Consider the following 13,060-nt stretch of genomic DNA (forward strand, 5'->3'; position numbering starts at 1 on the left):
TACATCTAGTGATAACAACCACTTAACGGTATTAATTCACTAGGTGATTGCGGAGAACGCATGAGCTTTTCTGAACTTGGCCTGCACGCCGATTTGTTACGCGCTGTCACAGCGCAAGGTTACACCGAACCTACCCCGATACAACGACAGGCCATCCCCGTCGTATTAGAAGGTCGTGACATGCTAGCCAGCGCCCAAACCGGCACTGGCAAAACCGCTGGCTTTACGCTGCCAATGCTGCAACGCCTAAACACCGGCAAACGACCTGCGAAACGTCAGGTACGGGCGCTGGTGCTAACCCCGACCCGTGAGCTTGCCGCTCAAGTAGGCGAAAGCGTGTCGACCTATGGCCAGCACCTGGCCCTGCGCTCTCACATTATTTTTGGCGGCGTTGGCCAACAGCCTCAAATCGATGCGCTAAAAGCCGGCTTGGACGTACTGGTTGCCACCCCCGGTCGACTGCTGGATCTTCACCAACAGGGGCATGTAGACCTCTCCTGCGTTGAGATTCTAGTGCTTGATGAAGCGGATCGCATGCTGGACATGGGCTTCATCCATGATATTAAACGCCTGCTGCGGCTGGTGCCTAAAAAGCGCCAGAACCTGCTGTTCTCAGCAACGTTCTCTAACGAGATCCAAGCCCTAGCGCAACAGCTGCTGGATAACCCGGCGATGATTGAAGTCGCGCCGCGCAATGCCACTGCCGACAAAATTGAGCAGGCCATTTACCGCGTTGATCGCGAGAAGAAGCGCGAGCTTCTGGCCCACTTAATCCAGCAAAACGGCTGGTTTCAAGTGCTGGTATTTACGCGCACTAAACATGGCGCTAACCGCTTGGCCGAGCAGCTCTCCAAGCAGAATATTCCCTCCATGGCGATCCATGGCAACAAAAGTCAGGGGGCGCGCACCCGCGCGTTAACCGCCTTTAAGAGTGGCGACCTACAGGTACTCGTGGCCACCGATATTGCTGCCCGTGGTCTGGATATCAATGAGCTGCCCCACGTCGTCAATTTTGATCTCCCCAATGTGGCGGAAGATTACGTCCACCGCATTGGCCGTACCGGCCGTGCTGGCAGCAATGGCAAAGCCGTCTCGCTGGTGTGTGTTGACGAAGACGCCCTGCTGGGCAGTATTGAGCGACTCATCAAACAGACGCTGCCAAAGCATATTGAACCAGGTTTTGAGCCCGACCCCAGTATCAAACCTGAGCCTATCGAGAATGGCCGACGCAATCAGCGCCAGCCGCGTGCCAAGCGCAAACCCGATGGCCAGAGTGCCAATACCGGTGGTGAGCGTAAACGACGCGTTCGCCGCTAGCTCAGAGCGCAGGAATATGCGAAGGTGTCGCCTTCGCATATTCCAAGCCGCTGTTTCCAGCAGCTATTTCAGCCAACACCTTTCACGGAGTGAATATGGCGTCTTCTCAACTAATGGCCGAGTACCGCCAATGGCTGACGTTTCAACGTCAAGAGCAGCTCAGCCGCGAACATCAAGGGATCGTGCAGCGCTTAGAGGACGCCCGGGCGTCAGCTAATCAAGTAGTTCAAGCCTACCGCAGCATGGCTGAAAAAGCGTCGATTGAAGGCGCTTGCTACCGCACGATCTTCTTACGCCAGCGGGAGGACAACCACGCCCTTCCCTGCGAAGGCTGGCTGTTTGTGCGCCGCGTACTTAGCGAAGGCAACAGTACCCGTGTGCGCGTAACGCTGCTTGAAACCTTTACCCTTGAAGACGGCATCATGGCGCCAGGCGATAAACCTGCACGCAAGTTAACGTTGGAAATATTCGATCAATTGAATATGGATAAAGGTATGCGCACCAACGTCAGGGTGGACTGCCTGGATACCCCCCAGGATTACCATTTTATCACGCTACTCGATGCCGTTCGTGGAGACTTGCGCCCCCACCTTAAGTAAAAGCGGATTTTAAATAAGTATAAATATGGCATCGCGTCGTTCAATTACGTTTATTTTGCTGATGGTTGTGGTGGGGCTAAATCTACGCCCCGCCATGTCTTCGGTCGCCCCCTTACTCACCCGGCTACAAGAGAGTGCGGGGCTTTCCGCTACCGCCGCAGGGCTACTCACCACGCTTCCTGTGCTGTTTTTAGGCCTCTCCGCGCCACTTGCCCCAACGCTGGCTAAACGCATAGGCAGCGAACGGGCACTGAGTGCAGCGCTGACACTACTGGCAGCAGGGCTTATTCTGCGTGGTTTGCCACTTCCCGGCGGACTCTTTGTCGGCTCGGCAATGGCAGGCTGTGCAATTGGCATTAGTGGCACTCTACTACCGGCCTTGGTTAAGCGTGAACTTCCCGACAGCGCCGACCTGCTCACCGGTCTATACACCATGGCGCTCTGTTTAGGCGGCGCCTTAGGAGCCGGGTTTAGCGTTCCTCTAACCCAACTATTGGGCAGCTGGCAAGCAAGCTTAATGAGTTGGTCTCTACTAGCGCTCTTCGCACTGCTACTGTGGCACTTTCAAATGCCCAGTACTACGAGGGCAGACATACCCACACCACCCAAAAGCGGCATTTTACGGCTACTTAAGCAGCCGCTTACCTGGCACATTATGTTCTTTATGGGCATTCAGTCTTCCATGGCATATATCGTATTTGGCTGGCTGCCCACTCTACTGGTTGATCGCGGCTACAACGAAGCCGATGCAGGCTGGACCATGGCGGTTTCGATTATGTGCCAGCTAGTCTCCGCGCTGGGCGCCCCCTGGGTTGCGCGCCTGGGTCGTGACCAGCGGCCCGCGCTATTACTGGTACTGATTAGCACCGCCATGGGTCTGTGGATGCTGCTTATCGCGCCATTAATATGGAAATGGCCCGGCGCCGCACTCCTCGGCATCGGCCAAGGCGGCAGCTTTAGCCTGGCGCTGAGCCTGTTAGTCTTGCGCACAGCCAACTCACGCCTTGCCGGTCAGCTCTCTGGGCTCGTCCAGGGCGGTGGTTATACACTGGCAGCACTTGGCCCTTTCGGTGTGGGGGTTATGCTGCAGTCAGGCGCCGACATATCACATATCGCCTGGCTATTGATCGTTCTGATCACGGTTTGCTGTGGCTTTGCCCTACTGGCGGGTCGCAACCAGCGCTTAGATGACCAAAGCGGTGGACTTTTGGTAGAGCACGTTACTCGTACTTACTGACCCTCCAGGAAAAGGCAATGAGCTCCCACTCCCCTTTAGCTGACAAGCCCCCTAATAAAGAGCGTATTCTGGTTATTTACACAGGCGGAACAATCGGTATGCAGCAGCATGCCGATGGACTTGCGCCTAGCGGTGACTTTGCCACTCGCATGGCAACGGCGCTGAACCAGCTACCCCTTACCCAACAGCAAGCTTTACCCGGCTATGATCTAGTTAGCTACGCGACATTAATTGATTCAAGCGCGGCCACGCCGCTTACCTGGCAACAGCTCGCCCGCGATGTGAGCGACCAGCTAACGGCCTACGCCGGCTTCGTCATTATTCATGGTACCGATACGCTTAGCTGGACGGCTGCTAGTCTTGCCTACCAACTCCAGGGACTGGACCGACCGGTGGTAATAACAGGCTCCATGTTGCCACTGGAAGTGCCCGGCAGCGACGCCTTAGGCAATTTGTATGGCGCGCTGCAGTTCGCCGCCAAGCCCGCGCTCCAAGAGGTGGCTATTTACTTTGCCGGGCAGTTGCTGCGGGGCGCCCGCGCCATTAAGCAGCACAGTCAAGCAGCCAACGCGTTCGCCAGCCCCAACTATCCATTGCTGGGTGAGCGGGTAGGCGACGACTTCGTTTATTACCCCAGCCGTGGACTTGGCCTTCAGCAGCGCGGCGCACCGCGTTTCGAGCTGCCCGACTACCGCTTGGTTAATCAAGGAGAGGTCGTCCGCATCGCCCTTTGGCCGGGCATTTCGGCATGGCAGTTAAGCGCCTGGCTGAGTGATCCACGGGTTAAAGGGGCGTTACTACAACTCTGGGGCGCCGGTAATCTGCCCGACGACCCAAGCTTACTGGACGTACTCGCCAAGGCCAGCGGGGAAGGCAAATTGCTTGCCGCCATCAGCCAGTGCCCGCAGGGTAGTCTCCATCTGGGCGCTTACGCTGCGGGGCATGGCCTTAGCGATGCAGGCGTTCTCGCCGGTGATGATATGACGCCAGAAGCGGCTTTCACCAAGCTAGCCCACTTAGTGGCGCAACCACTCGCACTAGAAGATCAGCGTCAGCGTTTTTTAACCTCGCTAATCGGTGAACGCTAGCCCGCCAAAGCGGTTGAAAGGTGGCGTAGGCTGAGAATCAAGCTATGTTATAGAAACGATTCTAAGCGTTTGAAGGAGCAACAGGTTATGGAAAAACCGGTACACCATTTCAGCGAACTATTCGAACAGTTAGGCTTGGCATCCGATGCAGCGTCAATTGAGCGCTTTATCCAGCGCAACGCCCCGCTCCCGGAAACAATGCCACTGGCTGAGGCCCCCTGCTGGAACGAGGGGCAGGCGGAATTTTTAAAAGAAGCGGTGGAAGAGGACGCCGACTGGGCCGAAGTGGTCGACCACCTCGACGCCTCAATGCACAAAGCTCGCTAGAACCGGTTTGCTAGGCGCCCCGCGCCGCTTCAACGCGGCGCCTGTACCACGCCCCTGCCAGTAGCAGTAGCGCCAGTGCTATCAGAGGCAGCACTACATCAAACTGCAGCGCATCCTCGTCTTCGATAGCCTCTAAGGCGCCGTATATCGCACTACTATAAACCGCCCATTTTATCGACAAACCCAAAGCCGCTGCCACTAGGTACGTCTTAAGAGGCAGATGGCGTAAACCTGCGGCAAAATTGATAACCGAGTGGGGAAAGCCGGGCAATATACGCATTGCGCACTGGGTCATTACATCGCTTCGCTGCTCTAACATCTGCATGACTTTTAAGGTCAGCCCTTGAGGATTCCAACGCCGCCCTGCCCGCGCCGCTATTTGATAAGCCCCCCATGCTCCCGCCACGCTACTGAGTGTCAGCATTACCGTGGCGATAAGCGGCGGGTAAAAAGGCGCAATAAGCCACAGCCCAATACTGCCCGGCAATCCTATGGCCAAGGTAACGGCCATGATTAGCATCACCCCCATAATCACCATCGGATAATGAGACGCCTGAGAAGCCCATTGCTTAACCGCCATCAAATCGGGCGAATACCATAGCCACACGTAGGCCAGCATGGCAAAACTTGCAAACCCTAGCGCCCAGCGCCAAGGATGTCGTGGTGGGCTATTCATTCAAGCGAGCTTCCACCCGCTCAAGAATTTGTCGGCTGACTTTTCCTACTAACGGCTTCGCCGCTTTGTTAACGGCTTTTTCCATCAGACGATTGCGGATCTCATAAGTGAGCGTCAACGCCACCTCGGTGCCTTCGGGCACCTCGCGAAGGCGATAACGCCCCTGGTTTTTTACGCCATCCAACGACTCCCAGGCAAGCACATGGGGCGGCTGAATCTCGGTCACCATGACATCAAACGACCAGTCCATACCCACGGCACGGACATGCCAGCGATAGCGGTTTTCGTCCAGGGTTTCAATTGAGCGAATCAGGTCTGAGTAATCGGCAAAATCTTCGACACGGCGCAGTAGTTCGAACACGCGTTCGGGCGGCGCGTTAATGATTTCACTATGTTCAATCGTTGCCATTGGTTCGCCTCTAACAGCATGGAGGGATAGCGTAGCATGTTGATATTAATGCTGCCCGCCTACGCTATTTTTACTTCAACAAGGTACGTCGATTGGCGCTAGAACTGGTCAGATTCACGACTATTGCGTAAACTGCCTCACTTCCGGACCGGACCCCGGAACGCCGCGCCAGCTCAACGCTGCTCGCGATTAATAAATTCTCCGACAAAGAGTGTTTTCTCATGTCATCAATCCCCCCAGTGGCTGCTGACACAGCCACCACGACCGTTGTTATCTATTCCGGTGGAATGGACTCTTTTACCGTACTTCACCGCGCGCTGCGGGAAGGGCTTAACGTACACGCGCTTTCGTTTGACTACGGTCAGCGCCATGCCCGCGAACTCGATACTGCGCGCCAGGTTTGCACCTCTCTTGAGCTGCCCCATCAAGTGGTCGATATTCGTGCGATACACGGTTTGATTGATAATTCGGCACTCACCAATCCCGACCAAGCGATGCCCCAGGGCGACTATGACGCGGACAATCTACGCGCCACCGTGGTGCCTAACCGTAATATGATTCTGCTCTCCCTGGCGATTGCCAAGGCCGTTAATATTGGTGCGGAGCGAGTCGACTACGGCGCCCATGGCGGTGACCACGTTCTCTACCCTGACTGTCGCCCCGAATTCGTCGAGGCAATGAATCAAGTAGCGGGCATTGCCAACTTCGAGCCGGTAAAGTTACACGCCCCCTATTTATACACAAGCAAGGCCGATATTTTGCGCGAAGGCCTTGCCATGGGATTGGACTACGCCCATACCTGGACATGCTACGAAGGCCGTGAGCTCGCCTGCGGCGTATGCGGCAGTTGCCGCGAACGGCTGGCCGCCTTTGCGGCCAACGGTGTCACCGACCCACTGGCTTATAGCGTAAACAGCACAGCAGGTCAGTGCTGATGTATCAGGTCAAAGAAGCTTTTTATACCCTGCAAGGTGAAGGCGCCCAGGCCGGCAGAGCAAGCGTTTTCTGTCGATTTAGCGGCTGCAATCTGTGGTCGGGCCGTGAGGTTGACCGGGCAACGGCTAAATGCACCTTTTGCGATACCGATTTTATCGGCACTAACGGCATCAATGGCGGGAAATTTGCCACCGCCGCTGCCCTGGCCGAGCATATTGCTGCGCTCTGGCCCAGCCAGAGCGACAATGCGACGCCCTATGTGGTATTTACCGGCGGAGAACCGTTGCTGCAGCTCGATGCGCCGCTGATTGCCACCCTGCATAGCCATGGGTTTGAGGTGGCTGTCGAAACCAACGGTACGCTGCCCCCACCCCCAGGCATAGACTGGCTCTGCGTAAGCCCCAAGGGCAACAATCCGCTGGTCGTTACCCAAGGTGACGAATTAAAGCTCGTTTACCCCCAGGCAGATGCTCCCCCGGAGCAGTTTTCACGCCTTGGGTTTCACCATTTCTTTCTACAGCCGATGGATCTTGCTCCTCTCAATCAGGCTAAGACCACCGTCGCTGAAGCGACTGCTTACTGTATGGCTAACCCCCAGTGGCGACTGTCGCTGCAAATGCACAAATTAGCAGGTTTTGATTAATGTCCCTATTTGTTCAACAACTGACCCATATTGACGTATCCCTCTGGTGTTCTCAGCGCGGCTTAGTCGGCTGTAGCTGGCAGGTAGACGCAGTGCTGGATGGCGAGCTGGGCGAAGATGGCATGCTGTTCGACTTTGGTGAAGTTAAACCATGGATCAAACGCACGCTCGACAGCGGACTCGACCACACCCTGCTGGTGCCCACTCAAGCACCTGGGGTCACGGTGACGGAGTGCCCTGAGGGTGTCTGCGTACGTACCACCACCACCTACCCCATGGAAGTACGCGGGCCGAAAGAGGCGTTTAGTTTACTACCCTGGCAGGCTATTGATATGAACACGGTGGCCGAGCATTTAAGCCAGCAGCTCACCGAGCAGCGCCCAGAGAATGTCCATCAAGTCACTTTGACGCTTAGTGACGAAACTATCAACGGCGCTGCCTATGGCTACACGCATGGCCTGAAACGCCACCTGGGCAACTGCCAGCGTATCGCTCATGGCCACCGCTCGCGGCTACATATCTTTCAGCAGGGGGTGCGTCAAGCCGAGCTCGAACATCAGTGGGCGGCGTGGCTGGATAATCGCTACCTGCTTGAAGAGGCCGATATCACCTCACGGGATAACGACTTCCTTACCTGCGGCTACCGGGCCGCCCAAGGTGATTTCTCCATTACGCTGCCACAGTCGCTATGCGCAGTTCTCCCCGGCCCTACCACGGTAGAAAATATTGCCGCTTGGCTGGCAAAAGAGGTTTCCACGCAGAGCGGCTTGACCACGCGCATCCAGGCCTTTGAGGGGATCAACAAGGGCGCAATTGCCGCGTTTTCACCCAGTGCTATACCCAGGTGACAGGCTATGAGTGAAGGCTGTCGGGCCGGGTGTGGCGCCTGCTGCATCGCGCCCTCCATCAGTTCCGCCATCCCCGGCATGCCAGAGGGCAAGCCGGCGGGCGTTCGCTGCGTGCAATTAGATGAGCATAACCTGTGCCGTCTATTTGGCGACCCAAGCCGCCCCAAGGTTTGCGAGCGCTTTAACTTCGACGCCAGCGTATGTGGCGAACACCGGGAAGAGGCGCTCGCCACCTTGACATGGCTAGAACGGGATACCGGTTAGCCTTCAATGCCCACAGGGTGCGGCAAGCGCCGATCCAGCAAGCTAATCCAGCGGGTCAGCACCGGGGCATCGCTGTGGCTGACTTCGCTCAACAACCGCCTAAAGCTCTCCTTAGCCTGCTGGTCGTTAGGCTCAATGCGCGTTAGCCATAGCTCAAGAGCAGCCAACTCCTGGTGGCGATTGCCATGCTCGCGGGCCTGGTTAATTGCCATTTCAGCCAGTGCTTTGACTTCATTGGCAGGATGCCCAAGCAGCTCACGCACCTTCGCCAGCTGGGTGGCTAATTCGGGCAGAAACAGCGTAGTGCGCTCACGGGCAATCACCAAGCACTGGTCAAGATACTCCTCTGCAGCATTTAGCTCACCCAGCTCAATACAGGCATCCGAGTACCAGAATACCGGCCGCTGGTAGCGGTCGCGACCCTTCAGTTCCGCCATCTGATCCAGGCTATCGCGCAACTGAGCCAAGCCAGTGGCATCGCCCGCCAGGGCACGTTGCCAACCGAGAATACACTGGCTGGAAATTTGCCATAGCTGTAAATCTGGCGTGCCGGTCATTGCCGCCGCCCGCTCCGCATGCCGTGTGGCCAAGTGAACGTGGCCAAGCTGGCGATAGAGTGCCGCGGCAAACAGTAGTGCCAGCGCCAAGGTGCCGGGGTGGGCAATCTTCTCCGCCAACCGAATTGCTGCCGATACCTGACGCTCGGCGCGTTGATAATCACCCCGCAGGCACAGCGCCCAGCCCTGGAAACAGGCGGCCGAGACTTGCGGGTGATCGGAGAACGGCAGCCATTCGATCATCATCTGCGCATTGAGCGGGTCGATTTCATCCAGATGGTCGTGGGCCTGCTGGATACGACCGGCCCAATACTCGCAGTTGGCACGCGCATAGTCGGCCAAGCGGCGATAGCGTGGGTCTTCAAGGCGCGCGGCAATATCGGCGAGCGTCGACGCCAGGGCGAAGGCATCTGCATGGGCATAGCGCTGGCTACGCCCCACCCAAAGCCCCCATTTGACCAGGAATATCTGCTCTAGATCTTCTGGGTCTTCCAGGCTATCGGTGCCCGATTCGCGCAACAGCTCACGGGCACGCACAAAGCTCTCGTGAGCGGTTGGCGAGCCGTGTCCCTCTAATGAAAACGCCGCCTGACCGCGCACGGTGAGTAGGCTCACTTCACGCTCAATCTCATGCTCAACGTGGCGCAGGCTCGCCAAACCAAAATCGGCCATGCGTAGCGCGGTTCGGTTAGCGCTGACTTTCAGCGCCTCTCGTGCAGCTAGCTCAAAGTAGCGAGCGCCACGGGCGTAGTGACCGCTACGACGCAGATGGGTAGCAAAATCACCGGGGTGGCGACTAATCCATACCGGGAAGCGTTCCTCTATTAAGGTCACCACCTGCTGGTGCAGTTTTACCCGCACATCGCGCGGACAGGAAAGATAAGCAGCTTCTTGCAACAGCTGATGGCTAAACTGGTACTCGTGCTCACCGCTGTCTTTATCGACCGGCTCGATGATCTCCAAAACGCGCATATGCTCGAGCGCTTGGTTCAGCCGCCCTTTTTCCCAGCCGCTGCACTCCTGTAAGAAATCCAACCGGAAGCGCTTACCCAGCACGGCTGCCACATGGGCAATTTCTCGATCGCTTTCCAGTTGATCAATACGGCTGGCCAATAGACCCAGCAGCCCTTTGGGGAGTTCGTCGAACTGGACACTGCGCCCTTCGCGACGATCCATATCCAAGCGGCGACAAATTTCCTGCATATACAGCGGCACGCCATCGCAGCGTTCAATAATCTGGTTACGTAGCCGCGGGCTCATGTGAATACGATAACGCCGCGAAAGCTGTGACAATAGCCGTGAGGACTGCTGCGCATCCAGATTACCCAGGCTAATTTGCTGATCCCAATGCAGTTTTACCGGCAGCAGTTCGCGACCGTGATGGCTAGCCACTAGCATAAAGGCAGTATTGATGGGCAAGCGTGCCTGTAGCCCGGCGAGCACTTTAAAGGAAGGCTCATCCAGCCACTGGAGATCGTCGACCATCAGCACCAGGGTATGAGTCGTCGCCTGGCGCTCGATTAAGCGGTGCAGGAACATCACCACCAGCTCAACGGCTTCACCGCTTTGGGCAAGCTGGGTGATCTCCTGAACTTCGTGCAACCCAAGCGCCTCTTCCAACAGCTGCTGACGCTCAGGCGTAAGCTGATCAAACTCAAGCGTTGCCTGAAGCGCGTGAATCGCCTCAACGGTCAGCGGTTGTTGGAGGTACCAGCCCACCAGCGTGCGGGCAACCCCGTAGGGATCGAGCACCGACAGTCGCGTGGTGGGCTGCCAGCAAATAGCCGCATCGCGGCTAAGCTCTAACTGGCGAAATCCGACCATCAGCGCTGATTTGCCCATACCCGATGCGCCGCGCACCAAAACGCTTTGACGCAAGCCAATACCTGCCCGTGCCAGCGCATCACGCAGGGTACGCAGCGAGGTTTCACGGCCAACCAGGCTAGGCGGCAGCGCATCGCGGCCGCCTTCGTTTTGGCCTAACACCAGCGCACGCAAACGTACGCGGCCGTCGCTAGCCACCAAGCGCGATACCAGCCGTGGCTGTAGATCAAGCGCTGGCGGCATATGCTGACTGGCCTCCTGTGAGATCACCAGCTCACTGCCTTCGGCCGCACTCATTAATTCCAGAGAGGTTTGGGTGACTTGTCCAAGGGGATCGGCCAACTGCCGCTCGGGCAGGTAGACAACGCGCCCGCTGTGCAAACCAGCCGCCAGTTCGAACTGCGGCACTTCGTCTTCGCCAGACCAGTGACGGGCGCTCTCTTGGGGAAGCGCCTGGCGGCAGTGCTCATAGAGCGCCACCAACTCCGCCAACTGGTGAGCGGGTCCATGGGTGCCGAAACACGCCAACCCCAAGCCACCGGTGGCGCCGGGCAACCAAAAACCGCCTAGGTGATGGCACTGCTGCTCTAACCAACGCAGCAACTCTAACTGTAGCGTTAGGCAGTGGCGCGTTGCAGCTCGGTCTTGCCACTCCCCTTTTAAACGTAGCCGGATAGCCATCACGGAGAGCTGTCGCAGCTCAATTTCATCTTCACGCAGAGGCTTGCTGTCCGCCGCCAGCGCACGTGAAAAAGCGCCTTGGGGGCTCATCATGCGAGGGTCGTGGTGGCCGTCGGACCAATAGCTGGCCAACTGCAAAAAGCTGGGCTCAGGCTGCTGCCCTGACAACGCCAGTAACTGCAGGTAGCTATTATACTGTTCGTGAGCGGCGGCCATTTGGTTCTGCTCGGCAAGCTGGCGCACCAGACGCTCATGAAAGGGGCCATAGCCTGAAAAACGACTCACCAAGGTTTCCAGAATCAGGTCCGGCACATCGCTGTGAGCGTCGAGCACCTGTTCAGCAAAACGGATGACGCGCTGACGCCACTCATTGCGTACCTGGACTAGCCAGCGCTGAAATTCACTACAGCTCGCTAACTGAAGCTCTTCAATCAGATCGCCTTGGTAGCAAGCCATCAGCGCTTCGAGCGTATCTAAGTCGCGCGGCCCTTCGAGCAGCTGCTGCAGCGTATGCAGGTCGACTTTCCAATGGGCTGGAAGCTGGAAGGCAATCGTTTGCCGGGAGACACTCAACACTTGGTCGGCACTTTCACCTAGCGACTGGCGCAAACAGTGCAGCGCGTGACGCAGGTTAGTTCGACCAGAAGATAATCCCTGGTCCGGCCACAGTAGCTCGGCCAGCGCGGCACGGTTAACCGGCTGTCGGTGCAGCAGCAGATAAACGAGCAGCGCCTTCACTTTGTCGTAACTAAAGTGGGTTAAGACGTCTTCGCCCTGGGTAAGCGAAAAGTGACCAAAGAGAGTTAACTGATCTGTTTCACGAGCATCGCGCATGATAAACATCCTGCCGGGCTAAGCGGCTTAAGCTGGCACACCGCTATGAAAACGAAAAGCCGTATCGGGCGAAGTAATCAGCTCCGCTTCACGCGCTACAAAAAAAGTGATTCGCTCATCAATCGAGTCCGATGTCTGCTGGCGAGCCAGTAACAGATAGTCCTCAAAATGACGACCTTCTGACTTCACCAAAGTGCGATAAAACCTAGCAAGCTCTTCATCTAAATAAGGAATCAAGCAAGCAAATCGTTCACAGCTACGCGCCTCAATAAGGGCGCCAATGATTAACACATCGATGAGCCGTTCGGGGTCGTTGCTGCGTAAGTGCTGCCTTAAGCCTTCCGCATAGCGTGAAGCAGTTAGGTGCCGGTAGGCCACGCCACGGGCCTCCATGAGTGCGACCACCTGTTCAAAATGCAGCAACTCTTCACGCGCCAACTGCGACATTTTGCTAAGCAAAAGAGGCTGATCAACGTAGCGATAAAGCAAGCTCATCGCCGTAGAAGCCGCTTTTTTTTCGCACTGCGCATGGTCAATCAAGAGCGTTTCCGGGTTTTCAAGCGCCCACTGTAGCCACGCTTCGGGGGTCGAGCAGGCCAAAAACTGATGCAAACTTTCCGGCAGCAGATCATCCGCTTTCACCGCGTGATCAGCCATTTGCAAAACACTCGCTTGTGTAGCGGGCTGTGATATACCAGGTTGTATCAACATAATACCATTACCAATCTTATATCTCACTATTGTACAACATATAAGCGCACAAGGCGCTTAGTTCCCTGTTGCATTGCGTTCTTCATAGCCTTCATCGTCTATAACTAAT

General features: G+C 56.6%; 13 protein-coding genes. 9 read left to right on the plus strand and 4 right to left on the minus strand.

The window, feature by feature from the left end; genetic code table 11:
* The first annotated feature begins 60 nt into the window (after positions 1-60).
* The 5 genes from ACT3UM_RS13265 (at position 61) to ACT3UM_RS13285 (ending at position 4,568) form a co-directional block, all read left to right on the plus strand.
* Entirely contained in the window at positions 61-1,317 is a 1,257-nt protein-coding gene (locus tag ACT3UM_RS13265; RefSeq protein WP_498899488.1) for a DEAD/DEAH box helicase, read from the plus strand.
* A gap of 95 nt (positions 1,318-1,412) precedes the next feature.
* Positions 1,413-1,916 (plus strand): hypothetical protein, encoded by a 504-nt coding sequence (locus ACT3UM_RS13270; RefSeq protein WP_498899490.1) that lies wholly within the window; start codon positions 1,413-1,415, stop codon positions 1,914-1,916.
* A 25-nt stretch (positions 1,917-1,941) separates the two neighbouring features.
* Positions 1,942-3,153 (plus strand): MFS transporter, encoded by a 1,212-nt coding sequence (locus ACT3UM_RS13275; protein ID WP_498899492.1) that lies wholly within the window; start codon positions 1,942-1,944, stop codon positions 3,151-3,153.
* A 17-nt stretch (positions 3,154-3,170) separates the two neighbouring features.
* Positions 3,171-4,241, plus strand: coding sequence for an asparaginase (locus tag ACT3UM_RS13280; protein ID WP_498899494.1), 1,071 nt, complete (start codon positions 3,171-3,173; stop codon positions 4,239-4,241).
* Between the two features lie 87 nt (positions 4,242-4,328).
* Positions 4,329-4,568, plus strand: a complete 240-nt coding sequence (locus ACT3UM_RS13285) for a DUF2789 domain-containing protein (RefSeq protein WP_498899496.1) — start codon at positions 4,329-4,331, stop codon at positions 4,566-4,568.
* A gap of 10 nt (positions 4,569-4,578) precedes the next feature.
* Here ACT3UM_RS13285 and ACT3UM_RS13290 read toward each other — a convergent pair whose 3' ends face one another.
* Positions 4,579-5,244, minus strand: a complete 666-nt coding sequence (locus ACT3UM_RS13290; RefSeq protein WP_035579595.1) for a TVP38/TMEM64 family protein — start codon at positions 5,242-5,244, stop codon at positions 4,579-4,581.
* A complete protein-coding gene (locus ACT3UM_RS13295; RefSeq protein WP_498899498.1) occupies positions 5,237-5,653 on the minus strand; it encodes an SRPBCC family protein in 417 nt (138 codons plus the stop codon). The genes ACT3UM_RS13290 and ACT3UM_RS13295 overlap by 8 nt, the downstream gene beginning before the upstream one ends.
* A gap of 221 nt (positions 5,654-5,874) precedes the next feature.
* On the opposite strand from ACT3UM_RS13295, the gene queC reads away from it, so the two are divergent.
* The 4 genes from queC to ACT3UM_RS13315 are packed head-to-tail and all read left to right on the plus strand — an operon-like array spanning position 5,875 to position 8,344.
* Positions 5,875-6,588 carry a 7-cyano-7-deazaguanine synthase QueC gene (queC, locus tag ACT3UM_RS13300; RefSeq protein WP_498899500.1) on the plus strand — a complete coding sequence of 238 codons (714 nt, stop codon included), beginning with the start codon at positions 5,875-5,877 and terminating at the stop codon, positions 6,586-6,588.
* A complete protein-coding gene (gene queE, locus ACT3UM_RS13305) occupies positions 6,588-7,232 on the plus strand; it encodes a 7-carboxy-7-deazaguanine synthase (RefSeq protein ID WP_498899502.1) in 645 nt (214 codons plus the stop codon). The genes queC and queE overlap by 1 nt, the downstream gene beginning before the upstream one ends.
* Positions 7,232-8,080, plus strand: a complete 849-nt coding sequence (locus ACT3UM_RS13310; RefSeq protein ID WP_498899504.1) for a 6-carboxytetrahydropterin synthase — start codon at positions 7,232-7,234, stop codon at positions 8,078-8,080. Before queE ends, ACT3UM_RS13310 begins: the two co-directional genes overlap by 1 nt.
* A 6-nt stretch (positions 8,081-8,086) precedes the next feature.
* Complete coding sequence (locus ACT3UM_RS13315) at positions 8,087-8,344, plus strand: YkgJ family cysteine cluster protein (protein WP_498899506.1); 258 nt, start codon at positions 8,087-8,089, stop codon at positions 8,342-8,344.
* On the opposite strand, the gene ACT3UM_RS13320 is transcribed toward ACT3UM_RS13315, so the two are convergent.
* On the minus strand, positions 8,341-12,240 hold the full coding sequence (locus ACT3UM_RS13320) for an ATP-binding protein (RefSeq protein ID WP_498899508.1): 3,900 nt from the start codon (positions 12,238-12,240) through the stop codon (positions 8,341-8,343). The genes ACT3UM_RS13315 and ACT3UM_RS13320 overlap by 4 nt on opposite strands.
* A gap of 27 nt (positions 12,241-12,267) precedes the next feature.
* Positions 12,268-12,897 carry a MiaE family protein gene (locus ACT3UM_RS13325; RefSeq protein ID WP_035579609.1) on the minus strand — a complete coding sequence of 210 codons (630 nt, stop codon included), beginning with the start codon at positions 12,895-12,897 and terminating at the stop codon, positions 12,268-12,270.
* Positions 12,898-13,060 lie beyond the last annotated feature (163 nt).

The organism is Halomonas sp. AOP13-D3-9 (assembly GCF_052379125.1).
Classification (GTDB): Bacteria; Pseudomonadota; Gammaproteobacteria; order Pseudomonadales; family Halomonadaceae; genus Vreelandella.

Bases quoted from the DNA above. Each gene is read 5' to 3' on its own strand.
- ACT3UM_RS13270 (WP_498899490.1), top strand. From the start codon at position 1,413: ATGGCGTCTTCTCAACTAATGGCCGAGTACCGCCAATGGCTGACGTTT.
- queC (WP_498899500.1), top strand. From the start codon at position 5,875: ATGTCATCAATCCCCCCAGTGGCTGCTGACACAGCCACCACGACCGTT.
- ACT3UM_RS13325 (WP_035579609.1), bottom strand. From the start codon at position 12,897: ATGGCTGATCACGCGGTGAAAGCGGATGATCTGCTGCCGGAAAGTTTG.
- ACT3UM_RS13310 (WP_498899504.1), top strand. From the start codon at position 7,232: ATGTCCCTATTTGTTCAACAACTGACCCATATTGACGTATCCCTCTGG.
- ACT3UM_RS13285 (WP_498899496.1), top strand. From the start codon at position 4,329: ATGGAAAAACCGGTACACCATTTCAGCGAACTATTCGAACAGTTAGGC.
- ACT3UM_RS13280 (WP_498899494.1), top strand. From the start codon at position 3,171: ATGAGCTCCCACTCCCCTTTAGCTGACAAGCCCCCTAATAAAGAGCGT.
- queE (WP_498899502.1), top strand. From the start codon at position 6,588: ATGTATCAGGTCAAAGAAGCTTTTTATACCCTGCAAGGTGAAGGCGCC.
- ACT3UM_RS13320 (WP_498899508.1), bottom strand. From the start codon at position 12,240: ATGCGCGATGCTCGTGAAACAGATCAGTTAACTCTCTTTGGTCACTTT.
- ACT3UM_RS13295 (WP_498899498.1), bottom strand. From the start codon at position 5,653: ATGGCAACGATTGAACATAGTGAAATCATTAACGCGCCGCCCGAACGC.
- ACT3UM_RS13275 (WP_498899492.1), top strand. From the start codon at position 1,942: ATGGCATCGCGTCGTTCAATTACGTTTATTTTGCTGATGGTTGTGGTG.
- ACT3UM_RS13290 (WP_035579595.1), bottom strand. From the start codon at position 5,244: ATGAATAGCCCACCACGACATCCTTGGCGCTGGGCGCTAGGGTTTGCA.
- ACT3UM_RS13315 (WP_498899506.1), top strand. From the start codon at position 8,087: ATGAGTGAAGGCTGTCGGGCCGGGTGTGGCGCCTGCTGCATCGCGCCC.
- ACT3UM_RS13265 (WP_498899488.1), top strand. From the start codon at position 61: ATGAGCTTTTCTGAACTTGGCCTGCACGCCGATTTGTTACGCGCTGTC.